17 protein-coding genes are annotated in these 18,266 nt (G+C 33.4%); 11 read left to right on the top strand and 6 right to left on the bottom strand.

Annotated elements, in window-relative coordinates:
- Window positions 1-113: 113 nt before the first annotated feature.
- From ACX9TM_RS17690 to ACX9TM_RS17680, 3 genes are all read right to left on the bottom strand, one after another.
- A complete protein-coding gene (locus ACX9TM_RS17690; RefSeq protein WP_063220830.1) occupies window positions 114-1,580 on the bottom strand; it encodes a protein adenylyltransferase SelO in 1,467 nt (488 codons plus the stop codon).
- Window positions 1,581-1,758: 178 nt separating this feature from the next.
- Window positions 1,759-2,757, bottom strand: coding sequence for an NADP-dependent oxidoreductase (locus ACX9TM_RS17685; RefSeq protein WP_063220831.1), 999 nt, complete (start codon window positions 2,755-2,757; stop codon window positions 1,759-1,761).
- 18 nt (window positions 2,758-2,775) lie between these two features.
- Window positions 2,776-3,120, bottom strand: a complete 345-nt coding sequence (locus ACX9TM_RS17680; protein WP_000571870.1) for an ArsR/SmtB family transcription factor — start codon at window positions 3,118-3,120, stop codon at window positions 2,776-2,778.
- 91 nt (window positions 3,121-3,211) lie between these two features.
- Here ACX9TM_RS17680 and ACX9TM_RS17675 point away from each other — a divergent pair, with 91 nt between their 5' ends.
- From ACX9TM_RS17675 to ACX9TM_RS17665, 3 genes are all read left to right on the top strand, one after another.
- Entirely contained in the window at window positions 3,212-3,343 is a 132-nt protein-coding gene (locus tag ACX9TM_RS17675) for a hypothetical protein (protein ID WP_001227549.1), read from the top strand.
- Window positions 3,344-3,630: 287 nt separating this feature from the next.
- Window positions 3,631-5,250, top strand: coding sequence for an FAD-dependent oxidoreductase (locus ACX9TM_RS17670; protein WP_077393165.1), 1,620 nt, complete (start codon window positions 3,631-3,633; stop codon window positions 5,248-5,250).
- Window positions 5,251-5,641: 391 nt separating this feature from the next.
- Window positions 5,642-6,586: a glycerophosphodiester phosphodiesterase gene (locus ACX9TM_RS17665; protein WP_001226340.1), complete on the top strand. Its 945-nt coding sequence runs from the start codon at window positions 5,642-5,644 to the stop codon at window positions 6,584-6,586.
- Window positions 6,587-6,624: 38 nt separating this feature from the next.
- On the opposite strand, the gene ACX9TM_RS17660 is transcribed toward ACX9TM_RS17665, so the two are convergent.
- On the bottom strand, window positions 6,625-7,134 hold the full coding sequence (locus tag ACX9TM_RS17660) for a DUF3916 domain-containing protein (protein WP_065382233.1): 510 nt from the start codon (window positions 7,132-7,134) through the stop codon (window positions 6,625-6,627).
- On the bottom strand, window positions 7,127-7,978 hold the full coding sequence (locus tag ACX9TM_RS17655; protein ID WP_065382232.1) for a LysR family transcriptional regulator: 852 nt from the start codon (window positions 7,976-7,978) through the stop codon (window positions 7,127-7,129). Before ACX9TM_RS17655 ends, ACX9TM_RS17660 begins: the two co-directional genes overlap by 8 nt.
- Window positions 7,979-8,064: 86 nt before the next feature.
- Here ACX9TM_RS17655 and ACX9TM_RS17650 point away from each other — a divergent pair, with 86 nt between their 5' ends.
- Complete coding sequence (locus ACX9TM_RS17650) at window positions 8,065-9,294, top strand: MFS transporter (protein WP_065382231.1); 1,230 nt, start codon at window positions 8,065-8,067, stop codon at window positions 9,292-9,294.
- A 110-nt stretch (window positions 9,295-9,404) separates the two neighbouring features.
- Here ACX9TM_RS17650 and ACX9TM_RS17645 read toward each other — a convergent pair whose 3' ends face one another.
- Window positions 9,405-9,635 carry a hypothetical protein gene (locus ACX9TM_RS17645; protein WP_065382230.1) on the bottom strand — a complete coding sequence of 77 codons (231 nt, stop codon included), beginning with the start codon at window positions 9,633-9,635 and terminating at the stop codon, window positions 9,405-9,407.
- 257 nt (window positions 9,636-9,892) lie between these two features.
- On the opposite strand from ACX9TM_RS17645, the gene ACX9TM_RS17640 reads away from it, so the two are divergent.
- The 7 genes from ACX9TM_RS17640 (at window position 9,893) to ACX9TM_RS17610 (ending at window position 18,161) form a co-directional block, all read left to right on the top strand.
- Window positions 9,893-11,020, top strand: coding sequence for a serine hydrolase domain-containing protein (locus tag ACX9TM_RS17640; RefSeq protein ID WP_000915192.1), 1,128 nt, complete (start codon window positions 9,893-9,895; stop codon window positions 11,018-11,020).
- Window positions 11,021-11,412: 392 nt separating this feature from the next.
- The gene (locus ACX9TM_RS17635) at window positions 11,413-12,570 is read left to right on the top strand and encodes an agmatine deiminase family protein (protein WP_000709181.1); all 1,158 of its coding nucleotides are present in this window, start codon (window positions 11,413-11,415) and stop codon (window positions 12,568-12,570) included.
- A gap of 163 nt (window positions 12,571-12,733) precedes the next feature.
- Window positions 12,734-13,150 carry a phosphate-starvation-inducible protein PsiE gene (gene psiE / locus ACX9TM_RS17630; RefSeq protein WP_000916570.1) on the top strand — a complete coding sequence of 139 codons (417 nt, stop codon included), beginning with the start codon at window positions 12,734-12,736 and terminating at the stop codon, window positions 13,148-13,150.
- A gap of 181 nt (window positions 13,151-13,331) precedes the next feature.
- Window positions 13,332-14,264, top strand: coding sequence for a bestrophin family protein (locus ACX9TM_RS17625; protein WP_065382387.1), 933 nt, complete (start codon window positions 13,332-13,334; stop codon window positions 14,262-14,264).
- A gap of 231 nt (window positions 14,265-14,495) precedes the next feature.
- Entirely contained in the window at window positions 14,496-15,473 is a 978-nt protein-coding gene (locus tag ACX9TM_RS17620; RefSeq protein WP_000435519.1) for an agmatine deiminase family protein, read from the top strand.
- A 42-nt stretch (window positions 15,474-15,515) separates the two neighbouring features.
- Window positions 15,516-16,337, top strand: a complete 822-nt coding sequence (locus tag ACX9TM_RS17615; RefSeq protein ID WP_000287978.1) for a MerR family transcriptional regulator — start codon at window positions 15,516-15,518, stop codon at window positions 16,335-16,337.
- Between the two features lie 81 nt (window positions 16,338-16,418).
- Entirely contained in the window at window positions 16,419-18,161 is a 1,743-nt protein-coding gene (locus ACX9TM_RS17610) for an amidohydrolase (RefSeq protein ID WP_001254972.1), read from the top strand.
- The last annotated feature ends 105 nt before the right edge of the window (window positions 18,162-18,266 follow it).

Raw genomic sequence — 18,266 nt, 5'->3', positions numbered from 1 at the left:
TTAAAGAAATGGCATCGGGGGATGTGTATTTTAAAGTTTTAGTTGAGTGGGGGGATATAAAAAGGGTGCGTTCACACAAATTATATGAACGCACCTTTTTACATATTAAACAATCAAGTCCCACAAAAAGTACGATAAGGGCGATTCGTCGGTGCAGGCGGAATGCAGTATTCTTCTTGATCTGTAGAATACGCATAAGGGTTTGATAAAGCTTCAAGAAGTTGCTCCATTACGCTATAGTCTTCATTTGTAACAGCTGCTTCTAGTGCTTCTTCTACACGGTGGTTCCTCGGGATGATTGATGGGTTATTATTTTTCATCATCTCGTAGGCGTTTTCTTTTGATTGTTCTTGTCTTTCTAATCGAGATTGCCACATTTTGTACCATTCTTTAAATTCAGGACTTTCAAATAGAGCTGTATTTTCGATAGCATCAAGAGTTAATGAACGGAATGTATTTGTATAATCCGCTTTATATTTCTCCATCATTTTTAAAAGTTGCTCAATAAGTGATTGATCTTGTTCTTCGTTGCTAAATAGTCCTAATTTCTTTTTCATTCCAAGGAACCACTGTTTTTCATACTGTACGCTAAATTTCGAAATTTCGTCTTGAGCGATTTTTAATGCTTCTTCTTCATCTTCGTGCAGAATTGGTATTAAAGATTCAGCTAGTCGTGCTAGATCCCATGCGGCCATATATGGTTGATTTCCATATGCATAACGACCTTGTGTGTCAATAGAGCTAAATACGGTTCCTTGGTCGTAATTGTCCATAAATGCACAAGGACCGTAATCAATTGTTTCGCCACTGATTGTTATATTGTCAGTGTTCATTACGCCGTGAATAAATCCAACAAGTTGCCATTTTGCGATAAGACTGGCTTGTCTTTTAATGACTTCTTGTAGTAATGCAGTATATCGGTTTTCATGAGCTTCAATTTCTGGATAATGCCTTTTTATCGTATAGTCAGCTAGTGATTTCAGGTCCTCTATTGAACCACGAGCTGCAGCATATTGAAATGTACCGACCCGTATATGACTACTAGCGACTCTAGTTAAAATTGCTCCAGGTAATTTTGTTTCACGATATGTTGGCTCCCCGGTTGTAACAACTGCTAAACTGCGAGTAGTCGGAATATCAAGTGCATACATTGCTTCACTAATAATATATTCACGTAGCATCGGACCGAGTGCAGCACGGCCATCTCCTCGGCGTGAATAGGGAGTAGGGCCAGAACCTTTCAGTTGAATATCGAAACGCTCACCTGAAGGAGTAATTTGTTCGCCAATTAAAAGAGCACGACCGTCGCCTAACATATTAAAATGTCCGAATTGATGACCAGCATATGCTTGAGCTAATGGATGAGCTCCTTCTGGAAGTCCATTGCCAGCGAAAATGGCAATTTCAGCTTCCTTTTTCAGTTCTTCAGGGGTTAAGCCAAGAGATATCGCTAATGAATGATTTAGTTTAACTAACTCCGGTGAACTTACGGGAGTAGGGGGGATTTCTGTATAAAATGATTGTGGTAAAGTCGTATAACTATTATCTAAATTCCAACCTGTTTCATTATTTTTAGTCATTGTATCTCCTCCTTTTTGTATTTTAAATTATGTATTTGTACGTATATATTCTTTGTAAAGTTAACTAAAAGTATAATATAATATTTCCCCTTGCAATCTATTGTAAGGACTTCATTGCACTATGTCTATTTAACAGCAAATTTAAAACCTCCATTTTAAGAAAATGGAGGTTTTATTATTATTTAATTTTTACAATTATTTTTCCTTTTGCTCTTCCAGCCTCGGAATATTCCATTGCTTTTTGCGCATCTTCAAAAGGGAAAACTCGATCGATTACCGGTTTGATTTCACCAGCTTCAATATAGTTTGCAATAGTACGTAATTGACCCCCACTTGGCTTCATAAATAAAAATGAATATTGAGCATTATGCTTTTTTTCAAGTGCAGTAAGTTTTTTGCTGGCTAATGAAAATAAGAGAGTTTTAAAGAATCCTGAACCAAATTCTTTACCGAAGCGAGCATTCGGCATGCCTGAAACGGAAACAATGTTTCCTCCCCTTTTTATAATATTGAATGATTTTTCAAGTGTTGCACCGCCGATTGTATCAAATACGGCATCATAATTTTTTAGTATATCTTCAAATTTCTCTGTTTTGTAATTAATAATTTCATCTGCGCCAAGAGACGTTACTAAATTCGCACCAGCTTCACTAGCAGTCGTTGTAACAATGGCACCCATTATTTTTGCTAGCTGAATAGCGAAAGTACCAACACCACCGGATCCGGCGTGAATTAAAATCTTTTGTCCTTTTTGTAATTGCATGATGTCATGTAATGCTTGATATGATGTTAAGCCAACGAGTGGAATCGAAGCAGCTTCCTCAAAACTTAAATTTTTCGGTTTTAAAGCAATATCATCTTCATGAATGGCTATATACTCCGCGAAAGTACCAATCTTATTTTTTCTTGGACGAGCATATATTTCATCACCGACTTTAAAACGAGTCACTTTTGATCCAACCTTCGTGATGACACCGGAAAAGTCATTCCCAAGGATTAGAGGCATTTCATATTTCAGTAACATTTTAACTTTTCCATCACGTATTTTAAAATCAATTGGGTTAATACTAGCTGCATGAATTTCTGCGAGCACTTCATACTCATTAATTTCAGGAGTAGGTACCTCTGCCATACGCATTGGGACTTTTCCATATCTATCAATTATCATTGCTTTCATATCTTATACCTCCAAGTTTTAATAAAAGTTTTGCAATAGCTTCTCAATATCTAATACAAGATTTTTTAATAAACCTAATTTTGTACGTATATCAATATAATAAAAATTCTTTGTACCTTCTTTTCTCATTAAAATAATGCCAGCTTCTCGTAAAATCTTAAGGTGATGTGATACTGCTGGACGGGAAAGGTGTGTTTGCTTCGTGATTTCTCCTACACGTAATCCTGTTTGACATTCTGTTTCCATTAGCACTAATAAAATAGCTTGACGTGTTTCATCACCAATTGCCAATAATACTTTTTGAGAATCAATAAAATCTTTTTTTATAATATTTAATTGTTCTTGTTTATTCATTTCAATCACTTTGCCTCCAGGTAATTAGTCGAAAGGTTTAAGATGATAAACCATTACTTCGATACGGTAATGCTACATGATTGTTGTACGAGGTGCAATATTGAGAAAGAAAATCGAGACGAATGAATTTTTTATTGTTGAAAATTATAGGGAGATAGAAAAGGGATTGGAAGGATTACATAACACAATAGATGAAGTTTTAAAAACAAAAAATGATGTAACAATAAAATAAGCGGTCGTAACCTTGTATAATCCATAAGGTTACGACCGCTTATAATGTTTATATTATTTTTGATTTTTACGATAGAACATGGTTCAACGTAAAGTAAGTTCTTTTGTTTTACACTTTCATACAGACACAATTCAGGTGGATTATAGATGTATGAAAAGGTAAAAGGAATTTTGGGGCGTAATCTATCTATATGATAATTCAAAATGAAATATAAGTCTATATTTTAATGTTTTTTTTGATTATATTTATGTCACTGAGCTCAGAACAATGATGTGGAGGGTAAATATATGAAATCGAATTATGTACCAGTTTTAATTGTTGGAGGGGGATTATCTGGGTTAGCGTCTGCGTTATTTCTTGCAAAACATAACATTGAGTACTTACTTATTGAAAGGCATCCGTCTACTGCCATTCATCCGAAAGCAGGTGGTCTTACTTTACGTACAATGGAGTTATTTCGAGAATTAGGCTTGGAACAAAGAATTAAATTGGCAGGTAAAGCATTAGAGAACTGCCGAGGAAGAATAGCGGTTCATACAATAGCTGAAGCGAATAAAGAAGACCTGGAACAAATGAGAGCGACGCAATACAGAAACGATGAAGAGTTACTTCAAAAAATAGAAAAGATTAGTCCATCAAAACAAACTGCATGTTATCAAATTATTTTAGAAGAGATGATGTTACAAGAGGCAAAAACGCTAGGCGGGCAACTATCTTTTTATCATGAATTAGTTTCATTTGAACAAAGTGAAAACGGGGTAAAAGCAAAGATTCGAAATCGTGAAGCAGAAAAAGAAAGTGTCATACATTGTGACTATGTAATTGCAGCAGATGGAGCGAAAAGTAAAATACGTGAGCAGTTAGGGATTAAAACTGAGGGGCGTGGAACCATTGGTGGCTATTATATGAATATTTATTTTGAAGCAGACTTAAGTGAGTTTATACAAGGAGACGCATTCGGTTTTTCTATGGTACTTCATCCAGAGGTTCTTGGTGCACTGATCCCAGTAGATAACGTAAAAAAATGGATTTACCATGTAGCCTACGATCCATTAAAAGGAGAGGGACCAGAGGATTTCACGATGGAACGTTGTAAACAAATTATTGAAATAGCAATTGGAAGTACAAATGTTGAGTCAGAAATATTAAGTGTTTTACCGTGGGAAGCGGCCGAAAGTACAGCAATGAAATTTCAAGGAAATCGAGTCTTTCTAGTTGGAGATTCAGCACATATTATGCCACCAACAGGCGGATTTGGTTCAAATACAGGAATACAAGATGCGCATAACTTAGCTTGGAAATTAGCGGCTGTTATAAAAAGGAAGGCAAAACCAAAATTGTTAGAAACATATCATGAAGAGAGACACTCTGTTGCAAAATTAACGACAGCTTATGCAAGTAGTTTACTGTTTCGTGCTGCGAAGAGAGAGAAAGGCAGTTTGAATAATATGGATGGTTTAGCTGTTACAGTTGGATATCAGTATTGTTCAGAGGCGATTATAGATAATTCAGTCACTCCACATAGAATGGATAGCATAGAGTTGAACGGAAGACCTGGAACGCGAGCGCCACATTTATGGGGAACGTATGAAGGGAAGAAAGTTTCTACATTAGACTTATTCGGTAACAGTTTTGTATTACTTACAGGAGTAGAAAATAGTTCTTGGGCTGAGGTAGCACATACTGTTTCAGCTAAATTAGGAATAAATATAAAAGGGTATCGTGTTGGCTTAAGTGGAGACTTTATTGCTCCAGAAGATATTTTTAGCAAATTATATGGTATAGAGAATGGAGGTGCTGTATTAATTAGACCAGATGGCTTTATAGGATGGCGTTCAGAAAAAGCGGTAGTAAATCCAGATATAGTATTGGACGAGGTAATGGGAAATTTATTATGTGATTTTTAAGTAACTACGGAAATATTGTTTTATGTGCTTCACTGCACTGAAAAAAATATTCACAAATTTCAATAGGTTTGATATGATTAAATTCGACAAGTTAATAGAGGCCGGAGATATTTGAGAAAAGCCATAAATTTATTTAGGGATACAGGAGTGTAGCCTAAATAATTTATGGCTTTTTTTATTGAATGAACCGTACAAAATAGGGAGTTACATGTGAAAAGGAGGGCTATAGAAATTAAATAGGATAATACTAGTTTTCTATATTAATAATATAGAAAACATTTGTAAGATTGGAATTTTAATATAGGTTTATAAAAATAATGAAAGTGTGTCTTCTGTTTCGTGTAAATCTCATTAGCTTGTTGAAATTTGCAACGTAGGAAGGGTTAGAAGAATGAGAAAGATTATTAGCGTTTTAGTTATTTTCTTTATGACTGGAAGTATCTTTGCTGGGGGAGCTGTTCATGCGAAAGCAGAAGGAAAGCATGAATGGAATACGAATAAGTTTTTAAATATTGCACATCGCGGAGCAAGTGGACATGCACCTGAGCATACTTTTGCTTCTTATGATTTAGTGAAAAAAATGAAAGCGGATTATTTAGAGTTAGACATTCAATTAACAAAGGATGGCCAATTAATTGCAATGCATGATACAGCAGTTGATCGCACTACAAATGGAACAGGCGAAGTACGCGATAAAACGTTAAGTGAAATAAAGAGTTTAGATGCTGGATCATGGTTTAATAAAGCGTATCCAGAAAAGGCTAAGCAAGAGTATGTTGGGCAAAAGGTTCCAACTCTTGAAGAAATCTTCCAAAAGTATGGAAGAAGTATGAAGTATTATATTGAAACAAAATCACCAGATGTGTATCCAGGAATGGAAGAGAAATTGTTGGCGTTGTTACAAAAATATAATTTAGTAGGCCAAAACATGTCTTCTAGCCGTGTTATGATTCAATCATTTAGTAAAGATAGTTTGAAAAAGATTCATAGTATGAATGAAAATATTCCGTTAGTTCAATTGCTTTGGTATTACCCAAATGAAAACAATGAAATTGTTGAATGGTCTGGCATTACACATGAACCGAAAAGTGTAACAAATGATGATTTTCAAGAAATTAAAAAGTATGCAGCTGGTATTGGACCAAACTTACGTAATGATAACGGGGAACTAATTATTGATGAGTCATATATGAAAATGGCTAGGAAAAATGGACTGTTAATTCACCCTTATACAATTAATGAGAAACCAGATATGAGACTGTTAATCAAATGGGGTGCTACAGGAATGTTTACAAATTATCCGGATCGATTACATAGTGTATTGAAGGAAAAATAAGTGGAAAAGGGTATACCAGTGTTTTAGGTATACCCTTTTTAATCTAACTCTCCAATAAACAGAATCTCTTTTTCATAGCATTCATCTGCATCATAAATAATTTCTTGAAAGTGAAGCGTTTTGAAGGAATGACAAACTGACATTTCCCGTGTCTCCCAAAAATCAATTTCATTTGAAAGAAGAATCCATTTTTGAAATTCACTATCTCTATTAAAGAAATTATGAAAGTAGTCCTCATTTTTAAATATAATGATTTGCGAATCCCACAAATTATTTATAGAAATCAAAACAACAACTCGATATGTATGTGTATCGCTCGGTTTCATATTTATTAAATGATTTGCTTGATTTAATAAGGTTTGAATACATAACCGTTTTACTTTTCTAGGTGTTTTACGAGAGTCAATAAAAGCTTGCGAAACTGGCAATAGCATATTCCAATATTCATCGTTATAGAAAGTAGAAGGGAACGTTTTTGTATGTTCCTCAATTCGCTTTATCATAGTGTTTGTTTTTCGTTTCATACCACTTATTTTCTTTTCACGCATTGCGAGTCATCTCCATAAATTTTTGTAATGCAGCAGAGTGATATATATCTTTTCTAGTAATAAAAGTAGTAGGAACTTTTTTGAAGCTATTTGGTAAAGGATTGAATGATATGTCATGTTTATGACCACTTAAAATAGACTTCATCATAATTGCTATGCCTATACCTGATTTTACACATGCGAGAATCGCTTCAATTGTTCCAAACTCTAATACTCGCTTAGGTGAAATTCCTTCTTCTTGAAGCCAATCTTCTAATAAATTTCTATAATAGCACCCATGACTAAATGCAAGTAAATTCATGTCTCCTATGTCTTTAAAGGAAGATAAAGGCTTTTTGCTAATGAGAACTAATTCTTCTTCACGAAATATATTTGTATGAAGTTCAGCATGCTGAGTAGAGCCAGCTATAAACGCTCCGTCCAGTTTTCGTTCTAGTACAAGCCTAATCAATTGTTCCGTCGTATTTGATTCTAAAATCAATTCGACTTTTGAGTATTTCTCATAATAGGCCGTTAATATAGATGGAAGTCTTACAGCGGTTGTAGATTCTGTACATCCAATTTTTAAAGTGCCTCTTGGTTCGATCCCATTACTTTGAACTGCTTTAACAGATTGATCCATTAAGTAGATAATTTGTTTGGCGTATGTTAATAAAATCTCACCATTAGAAGTTAAAGTTACACCTTTTCCGTTTCGGTAAAATAAAGGCACACCTAATTCGTTTTCTAGTTGTTTCATACGCATTGTTACGCCAGACTGTACATAGTTTAAATTTTTAGCTGCGTGAGATATGTTTTTTTCTTTCGCAACTTCGTAAAATACAGTTAAATCTTTTATATCCAAGTATCATCCCTCCAGAAAAGGTATCATTTTTTTTGATGAATTACATGATAAATCTTTATTTTATATGATATCAGAACTTTCATACAATGGAAGGGGATGGAGGGATTATTGTGTTAATGGAAGAAAGGGTAAATAGTACTTATAAGTGGGTTATGTTAATTTTTGCGACGGTTGCTCAAACAACAGCGACACTTATAACGTATGGTGTTGGAGCGTTTGCTTTATTTTGGAAAGAAGAATATGCACTTACGAATACGGAGATTGGATTGTTAGTAAGTGTTGTAAATATAGGACCGCTATTTTGTATGCTTTTTGTCGGGCGGCTACTTGATCAATACAATGAAAAGTTGTTAATTTCGATAAGTTCATTTTTACTAGGAGGTTCGTTTTTACTGACTAATATGGTCAATGGATTTAATGGGTTACTCTTTGTACTTTTATTAGTAGGAACGTTTTATAGTGTTTCGCAGCCAGGAGGAAGTAAGGTGATAATGAAGTGGTTCTCAAAAGAAAATCGCGGGTTAGCGATGGGGATTAGACAAGCCGGTATACCGATTGGTGGTACATTAGCGGGAGTATTGATCCCGTTTCTTACAATAAAATATAATATGGCCTATGCGGTAAATAGTATTGCATGTATTTGTATAATTGGAGGGTTTTTATTTTTTATATTTTATAAGGAACCATATATTCAAGAGAAAGTTAAACAAGCACGTAGTAAACTTTCTTTTTGGATGCAGTTAAAAGAAGTGATGTGTAAAAAAGAGTTATATGCAATTTATATAACTGGCATTTGTATGATTTCATTGCAAATGGTGTTAGTTGCGCACTTTATAAAATTTTTAGTATTGGAACAATCAATCACGCCAATTTTAGCTGGAAAAGTATTTTCCGTTATGTTCTTTTCTGGAATGGTTGGTAGGGTTATATTAGCAGCTACTAGTGATTTATTTTATAAGGGGAATAGGCGTAACCTCTTATTTATAACTGTTTGTATTTCTATTTTCTTCATTCTAATATTAGTAATGAGCATACATACAATAACGAATGTATTGTATGGTGTAAGTGCATTGTTAGGGTTCTTTGCAATTGGATGGTTTAGCCTTTTCATAACTGAAGTTGCGGAATCAGCAAGTGAAGAATCGGTAGGGATGACAGTGAGTTTTGCACTTACATTAAATCAAATTGCCATTATTGCTGCGCCTGCTTTATTTGGTTATATTGTAGATAAGAAGGGATATACGTATGCGTGGTTATGCATAGTTGTATTACTAACTATTTCAGCGGTTAGCTTATATAGGAAGGATAGAAAATGAAGGAATGTTAGCAATGTAAATTTTTTATGAAGAAAGTCTAAAGAAATGTTGAATGAGCGACATTTCTTTTTTTATTTGTTGTATAATCAAAATATAAATGAGATTCGTTTTCAATTTCGTTCATTACCTCTTTTGAAATTACCTGTAATTTTAGCCATAATTAGCTGTTTTTCTTTATCGTTATTTGCATGATTTATTTTATTTGAAAATTTTTCAGCATCTTTTCCTTTTAATACCATAATCAGTTTTCCGTAATATTCAATTAATACCATGTTGTTTTTTGTTATCCGATAATGAAACATCTTATCATCTAAACGATTGCGTTTATCGGTGTTTTTCATATTACATCTCCATTCTTTTTAGTATGTAACAAATGTTACAAAAGAATTTGAAATTATAGTGTAATGCATCCGATTGTATGTTGGAAATTTTGCAAGAAAGAAATACAATAGAGAGTAGTCAAAATTGAAAATGAGAAAAAGGAATCTAGTTTTAACAGAGTGAATATTAAATAATATTATAATATACTTGATAATTAAAAGATATAAAATAGAATGGATGTACGTTAAGTGAAACTAGATAAAAGAGGGTTCCTAGTATGTTAAAGAAATGGTTAATCGTTTTCTTTATTTTTGCAGTTTTTTGTGGAAGTATTGTTACACTAATACATGCAAATAAAGGAAAAAAATATGATGCAAAGGCATTTTCTAATGTAAATAGTAAGCAAAAAGATGTTAAGCAGGAAATTGATGCGAATGAGAAAAAGCGTTATGAAATTGCAGCTGGAAAACTAGATCAGTACTTAAAAGATAAAGGATTTAATGGAAGTGTTCTTGTAGCAAGTAAAGGTCATGTGATTTTACGAAAAGGCTACGGTTATGCGAATGTGAAAGATCAAGTATTAACAACGCCAAGAACGAAATATCGCATTGGTTCTATTACGAAAACAGTTGTTGCAATATCTATTATGCAACTAAAAGAAAAAGGGAAGTTGAACATTGAAGACAATGTAAATAAATATATCCCATCGTTTCCAGCAGATAAAAATATTACGTTACGAAACTTGTTAACACATACGTCTGGATTACCAGAACAGGGACAAGGTAGTGTTGACGCAGCATCACGGTTAAAATTAGTAACGTGGATTGGGGCACAAACGTTACAATTTCCAGCAGGGACAGGATGGAAATATACAGATTATAATTATATGGTGCTTGCATATATTGTAGAAAAAATATCGAATAAACCACTTGCTGAATATGTGAAAGAAAATATTTTGACTCCCGTTGAAATGAATGAATCTGGAATGGGCGCAACACTTCCAGAAGATATTTTCTTAGCAGAAGGGTATACGAAAAAAGATAATAAGTTAATAGCCACGCCGCGCTTAAAAATGAACTGGCTGTATGGTTGTGGTGAAATGTATACGACTGTTGAAGATATGAAAAAGTTAGATGAAGCTATTATGGATGGTAAACTACTTTCTAAACAAAGTGTATCAGATATGTTTTCTGCATCACCTGCAAGAAAATATGGATTTAGTTTCTATATTTACCCAGATTATTATCATAACCACGGTGTATTAGCTGGTTGGAACACTTTTAATAATTTTAACTGGGATAAACGAACGTTTGTCATATTATTTTCTAACGTCCAAAATGGTATGAATGACGCATTTAATCAAGAATTCAGGAAAATGGCGAATGATTTAATAGAAGGAAAATAATTATAAAAAATCGGTATTGATATGTAATTATCAATACCGATTTTTTTATTTTGTAAAGTTTTACTTACTGAATAAAGTGAAACTTTATTCAGTGGAGGGGCTTTGTTCATCCCCCACTGAGTAGAAGCCCTCATCAATCGGGCTTTTACGGGCAGCAGGGCCCCCACCTAACTTTTTTGCTTGCGCTGAATTTTGAGGTGAGGGTCTTACTGCCCATAAATAGCGGGATAAATAGGTAAGAAAGGTGATTGGCATATGAATAAATCTAAATAGGTAGTTAAATGCTAAGTAATGCAAAGAACAATTGGTAATTTTTACATTGATAAAAAAGCTTGAGCTTCACACTATGTGAAGCTTTATATTATTGGAGACAAGAACAGGAGGTTGAAAAAATGAAAAAAGCAATAAAGTTTTGTTTAATAGCTACATTATCTACAACAATTATTAGTGGATGCTCTTTTGAGGGTAACAATGAAAATGTTAAAGGGAAAGAAGGGGAAAAAGTAGAGGTACAGAAAAATGCTGGGAAATATACGATGCCAGATGAAAAAGATAAACATGAAGGTACATGGCTGCAATGGCCACATGAATATACATATGGTGAAGAGTATAAGAAGGAAGTTGAACCTATTTGGGTTAAGATGGCAAGTGCTTTAACTGAGGGTGAGAAAGTCCACATTGTTGCATATGACCAGGAAGAAAAAGAAAGAATCAATAACCTTTTAACAGATGAAGGGTTAAATATGGAGAAGATTGATTTCTTTATCGCGCCTACTGATGATGTATGGGCAAGGGACAGTGGACCAATTTTTGTTTATGACAGCAATAAAAATCTCAAAATATTAGATCCAGCATTTAATGGTTGGGGGAAGAAAACACCTTATAAAAATGATGCTCAAATACGTAAGAATGTTAGTAAACAATCAGGAATTGAAAGAGTTGATTGGGGGAAATTTGTCCTTGAAGGCGGCGCAATTGAATTAGACAGCAATGGGACTGCTTTATTAACTCGAAGTGCAGTAACGAATAAAAATAGAAATCCTGATTTATCAGAAAAGGAAATTGAAAAATATATAAGTGACCTTGGGGTATCAAACTTTATTTGGTTAGACGGAGTACCTAATTTAGATATTACGGACTTTCATATTGATGGATTTGCTAAATTCCATAATAAATCTACTATTGTAACGATGAAAGAAGATGACCTAGCTGAATGGGGTTTATCTAATAAAGATATGGATACATTGTTAGATGCCAAAAATGCTTCAGGACAGAAATATAAGTATGAATACTTGCCGCTTAGTAAAGAAAAGGTTGCTTTAGAGAATGGAAAAACTCTCGATTATAAGGGATCGTATATCAATTATTATATTGGGAATACAGTTGTATTAGTGCCTAATTATAATGATCCGAATGATAAAATCGCAAACGATACGATTCAGAAGTTATACCCAGATCGTAAAGTAGTCGGTATTGATGTGAGGGAGTTGTATAAAAACGGCGGTATGATACATTGTGTGACACAACAACAACCAATTGCATTGAAGTAATTAATTGTAATTTCGTTGTGCTGCTATATAGACAAAATAGGTGGAATCTTATTACCTATTTTGTCATTCCTTATTATTTATAAAAATAAATTTAAATATAATGATAAATGAATTGTAGTGTATATTCGCTTTTCGTTTTATATGGTAAAGGAGAAAAATGTTTGTGTTAAAGAATTTTAAAATAGTGTTTTCGTATTTCCCTATCGTTTTACAGTACATTTTAAATGTAGCTTTAATTTGCTTAGGGGTTGTTCTAAGTGTGTTTCTTATGAAAGAAGTCATTCAGTTTATACAAGAACTGAAATTGGATGGTAATGAATCTAGTTATCATTTAATTGATAGTATCGTCGTATTCTTTCTGTACTTCGAGTTCATCGTAATGATTATAAAGTATTTTCAAATGAATTTTCATTTTCCATTACGATATTTTATATATATAGGTATAACAGCTATTGTGCGTCTCATCATTATAGATCACGATAGTCCGTTAGATTTATTGTTATATGCCTGTGCAATCTTTGTATTAATTAGTGCATTGTTCATTGCGAATTCTAAAATGATGCGTCGGGATTTAGAATAGTAAACATTTGTTGTTGAATTAAATAAGATATTTTATCTTTTTGCAAAAAAGGAGTAACGGTATTGAAAGAAATAATCTTAACCAGCCTCATAATGATAGGGTTTATGATTCTATTATTTAATTGTATACTTTCATGATTTAAAAGAATAAAAGGTTAATAGAGAAAGAGGTTTTTGTAAATATGGTTCATTACAATAATCAAAATAGTTTACATCAAATATTTACATTAAAAGGGACAATTATAAGAGATATTTTCCCACAAATCGTATTATATACGTGTATTTCAACGATAGTAGCTGTGATTAATTATTACTATACAGAAATAAATATAAATCAGACTCCTTGGGTAATCGTCGGAGGAGCTTTAGGATTACTATTAGTGTTTCGTACGAATACTGCCTATGATCGGTACTGGGAAGGTAGAAAGCTGTTTGGCGCGATTGGTGCTTGTACTAGAAATTTAGCAATTAGTTTTTTGTGTCATTGGGATTCTAAAGGGAAGAGTATGGAGCAGGAAAAAATAAAATTTTTACATCTATTAATTGCATTTCCAAAGTTAGCGAAAGGACACTTGAGAGAGGAAAAAGATTTATCTGAAGTGAAATCATTGCTCGCTGTCTGTTCTGAGAAGGAAAAAGCACTTTTGGTTGAGTCCAATCATTTACCGATTAGTATAGTTTTTATGTTGAAAACTATACTATCAAAAGGTTTGAAAACGGGGCAAATTCATCCAAATGCGATAATTAGTATGGAAATGGATTTGAATACGTTACTTACATCTGTGGGTGGATGTGATCGTATCAAAACAACACCTATTCCTTTTGCATATTTTGCTCATATAAAAATTTTATTGATTATATTTTGTGCGACTTTACCAATTGGTCTTGTTGATAGTCTCGGATGGTTTACAGTACTTGCGACTACGTTTATAAGTTTTGCATTCATAGGTATTGAAGCAATAGGGGTTGAAATTGAAGATCCCTTTGGTCAGGATCCAAATGATCTTCCGCTAGAAGGAATTTGTATAGGAGTAGAAGCGCATTTAGTGAATTTATATAATCAAAACGATCTATTAGAAGTAATGGGTTTGAATCTTGATACAAAAATCATTTAATCATTTATTGTTGTTTTAAAATAGGTTATTTAAAAAACTTGTCAAGAGTCAATTTAAGACTTAACGTCAGCTTTATATTTTTTATATAAATATATAATATTTCTCCATGCTATAATCCATTCATGAAATATACGCGGTTCATGAGTTGTAATGAAAAGAGAAATGAATTGAGGAATAGTTGGCTTTGTGAAATCAGTTATGTAACTACTATTAAAAAGCGAGGTAAATAATATGGAACAAAAACATAATGGGATTATTTTTACTGCAATACCAGACGAATCGAATGAATATTATCAACCATTTTATGAAGACTTGATTTACTTTAATGAATGTTTAAATGAAAAGAAATCAATTGCGGATCAACTTATATCTTTATCTGTTGAAGAACAAGACTTTCATACGAGCTGTTTTGAGTATGATGATATTTGGCTAAGAGATGTTGCACCGGTTGTCACAAATCATCTAGTTAAATTTAAATATCGACCAAATTATTTGCCAGATGATCAAGGGCGATATTTAGATCAACAGTTTAATAAATGGTTGAAAAAGAATGACTTTGAATATGTGAAATCCCCATTAATATTAGATGGTGGTAATCTTATTTGGAATAAAAAAGATACCGTAATATTAACAGAACGTATATTTGATGATAACGATGATTGGACAGAAGAGGAAATTATTGAGCAGTTAGAATGGGATTTAGATGTGAGCCGAGTTATTATTATTCCTGCTGAAGAAGGGGATGTACTAGCACACGCAGACGGAATGGTTAAATTTATTGATGAACATACAATGTTTATTAGTGATTTTTTAGGGGATCATGAATTTAGATATAGTGTTCAAGAGATTATTCAAGAACAAATGCCAGAAGCTGAATTTATAGTTGTTCCTTCATCATATACAGAGAAAGGACAATATGATCAAGAGATAGCATCAGCAAAAGGGTTGTATATAAATATGTTAGAATCATGTGATGCTCTTTATGTTCCTAAGTTTGGATTAGCTAAAGATGAGGAAGTTTTACGATATATTCAACAGTATACGGAGAAGCAAGTTATTCAAATTCATGTAGGAGAAATATCAACAATGGGAGGCGCAATGAATTGTTTAACGTGGTATTGTCCAAGCCATTTGTTACCTTCAAAAATGAGAAGATTAAAAAATCAGAATGAAGATTTTTCAATGAAGAAGATTTTTGATTGGTTTTAATAAATAAGTAATGAAAAGAAAATCTATTCAAGGAGTATTGATATGTATACCATCGCTGAGTTTTCTCGGATTTGTAAAATGAGTACGCGGATGTTAAGACATTATGACAAAGAGGAGATATTAAAACCGGCATATGTGAATCCGGTTAATGGGTATAGATATTATGAACAAGAGCAGCTGGAAGTAGCGTTGAAAATCAAAAAGTTAAGGGAGTATAAATTTCCTCTTCCAAAAATTAAAATTGTTTTGCAGTCATCAGATCAAGATTCGTTTGTTCAACATATACAATCACAAATTATCGAGTTGTCTCATGAAGTGAAGCAAAATTTACAGGTTATTTCAGAAATGAATGAAATGGTAAAGGTGAATAGTAGTCTAAATATTGCTCGTCATAGAAATTACGATATATTAATGGGAATGAGGAATGAAGTAACGATAATTACTCAAAGAGTAAAAATAGATATAGATGATATGGATGATTATTTTTATGACTTATATGAAGAGGTACAAAAAAATAATTTTCAAATAGTCGGTTCACCATCTGCAGTCTTTTATGATGAAGAATATATTCCAAGTAACAGTGATATTGAATTAAGAATCCCGGTTATGCAGGGGAATGATGAAGACGTAGCACAAGAGTATGAAATGAAACAACTAAGTCCACATCATATCGTTACTACTATGCATTATGGAAGTTACGACTATATAGGTTACGCTTATATAGCGTTAGAAGAATGGATTGAAAGAAATGGGTATGTGATAATTAATTCGCCATATGAGGTTTATATAAAGGGACCTGAATGTGATTGTTTAGCAGAAGAGTATGTGACACAAATTTGTTTTTTAGTTACGAAAATAGAATGAGAATAAGGATTGACATTAACATTATGTCAATCCTTATTCTATGTATGAAAGCAATTTATCATAATAAAAAGGAGAGAGAATATGAGAAGAACAATCATGATTATTTGTCTCGTTCTAAGTATGGTATGGATTTCCGCATGTACTGCTGGAGTAGGAGAAGGTGAGAGTGGTAGCGCTGTACTACCAAGTCAGTTACCTAAAAATGTAGTGTTTAAAAATGGTACAATCTATACTTCAAATGAAAAGCAAGACATCGTAGAGGCTGTAGCCGTTAAAGAGGGGAAAATTATATTTGTTGGTTCAAACAAGGATGTAGAGGAATTTATAAATGAAGATACGAAAGTGGTGGATTTACAAGGACGTTTTATCCTTCCTGGTTTTGTGGACAATCATAATCATATATTTGAAGCAAAATCACCAGCAGCAGGAAATTGTAGTGTCTCACCAGATGCTTCTCTGCAAAAACAACGCTCGTATTTAAAGGCTTGTAAAAAAGGTGTGAAAGATGGCGAATGGATAAGTGGAACGGGGTTCAGTTTGGAAGCGTTGTTAAAAGATATGGACGAAAAATCAGAGCAACAAACCCCATTACAAGTTCTTGATGAGTTATTTCCTAATAATCCAGTATTAATTATGGAAAGAACCTCCCATTCTGTATGGGTTAATTCAAAGGCACTCGAGTTAGCTGGAATAAATAAAGATACAAAAGATCCACAAGGTGGAAGGATTATTCGGGATTCCGAGACAGGAGAACCGTTTGGTATTCTTTATGATACAGCAGGAGATATCGTGATGGAAAAAGCATGGAATTCTCAACCAAATCTGTTTGAAAAAAATTATGAAGGTTTATTAGACGGTTTAGATGAGGTTGCAAAGAATGGTATTACTACAGTTGGTGATGGACGTCTTTATTGGAAGCGAGGCTGGTTAGACGTTTGGAATAAAGTAAATGACGAAAAAAAGCTAACGTCACGCGTAGTACTTCGACCATGGGTATATCCAAATTTAAACGAAGCAGAACAAATGGAGTATTTCAAAAAAATTAAGCGTGATGATGTGTCATCCCGTATGCTTATTAATCAAGTGAAAATGTATAGTGATGGAATTAGTATTAATAGCACTGCTAAAACACTAGAAAAATATAAATTTGAATGGTTTACAGGAACTCCGTATGGGTTGAATTATATTCCAGAAGAAAAAATGAAATGGTGGTTAACCGAATTAAATAAAATTGGTTACGGTGCACTTATTCATACAATTGGAGATGCTGGGGTAAGAGAGAGTTTAAATGCGATTGAAGCAGCGAAAAAAGAAGGTGCAAACCAGCCTTATACACTTACGCATGTGGAAATGGTAGAAGATAGTGATATAGATCGTTTTGCTAAGTTAGGTATTAGCGCTGATTTTCAAGTAGGTCATGATTTTGCGGAAGATCCAAAACAAAGCTGGGCAAGTACGTATTTTACAAATCAGCAAATGAAACGAATTATGCCGTTAGGGCGAATTTGGAAAACCGGTGCGAATGTATCACTTAGTAGTGATTGGGATGTAAACGAACTGAATCCACTTGTGACGATTTCAAATGCATTAAGCATTGATGAAAAGGGCTTGTCTGATGTATACGCAGCTATTGATGCCTATACAATTAAGCCAGCTAAAGCGCTAGGTCTTGATAACATTACAGGTTCGATTGAAGTAGGCAAATCAGCTGATATGGTATTACTAAATGAAGATATTACTAAAATGAGTGCCGATAAGATTCCGAATGCGAAAGTTTTAGTGACGGTTTTACAAGGAGAAGTAGTGTATCACAAGGAGAAATAAAGAGTCACCTTATAAAGTTGCTACAAGTAAATGAATATATTCCTGTTGACCTTAACACGATGTCAAAGTATAGACTGGACATACATTCATATAAGGGGTGAACAC

This window comes from Bacillus sp. LH1, from assembly GCF_057924895.1.
The sequence above is the reverse complement of the archived record's forward strand: the minus strand, read 5'-3'. Positions and strand labels throughout refer to the sequence as shown.

Bases quoted from the DNA above. Each gene is read 5' to 3' on its own strand.
- ACX9TM_RS17690 (WP_063220830.1), bottom strand. From the start codon at position 1,580: ATGACTAAAAATAATGAAACAGGTTGGAATTTAGATAATAGTTATACG.
- ACX9TM_RS17620 (WP_000435519.1), top strand. From the start codon at position 14,496: ATGGAACAAAAACATAATGGGATTATTTTTACTGCAATACCAGACGAA.
- ACX9TM_RS17635 (WP_000709181.1), top strand. From the start codon at position 11,413: ATGAAAAAAGCAATAAAGTTTTGTTTAATAGCTACATTATCTACAACA.
- ACX9TM_RS17610 (WP_001254972.1), top strand. From the start codon at position 16,419: ATGAGAAGAACAATCATGATTATTTGTCTCGTTCTAAGTATGGTATGG.
- ACX9TM_RS17625 (WP_065382387.1), top strand. From the start codon at position 13,332: ATGGTTCATTACAATAATCAAAATAGTTTACATCAAATATTTACATTA.
- ACX9TM_RS17640 (WP_000915192.1), top strand. From the start codon at position 9,893: ATGTTAAAGAAATGGTTAATCGTTTTCTTTATTTTTGCAGTTTTTTGT.
- ACX9TM_RS17650 (WP_065382231.1), top strand. From the start codon at position 8,065: ATGGAAGGGGATGGAGGGATTATTGTGTTAATGGAAGAAAGGGTAAAT.
- ACX9TM_RS17670 (WP_077393165.1), top strand. From the start codon at position 3,631: ATGAAATCGAATTATGTACCAGTTTTAATTGTTGGAGGGGGATTATCT.
- ACX9TM_RS17615 (WP_000287978.1), top strand. From the start codon at position 15,516: ATGTATACCATCGCTGAGTTTTCTCGGATTTGTAAAATGAGTACGCGG.
- ACX9TM_RS17645 (WP_065382230.1), bottom strand. From the start codon at position 9,635: ATGAAAAACACCGATAAACGCAATCGTTTAGATGATAAGATGTTTCAT.
- ACX9TM_RS17660 (WP_065382233.1), bottom strand. From the start codon at position 7,134: ATGCGTGAAAAGAAAATAAGTGGTATGAAACGAAAAACAAACACTATG.
- ACX9TM_RS17665 (WP_001226340.1), top strand. From the start codon at position 5,642: ATGAGAAAGATTATTAGCGTTTTAGTTATTTTCTTTATGACTGGAAGT.
- ACX9TM_RS17685 (WP_063220831.1), bottom strand. From the start codon at position 2,757: ATGAAAGCAATGATAATTGATAGATATGGAAAAGTCCCAATGCGTATG.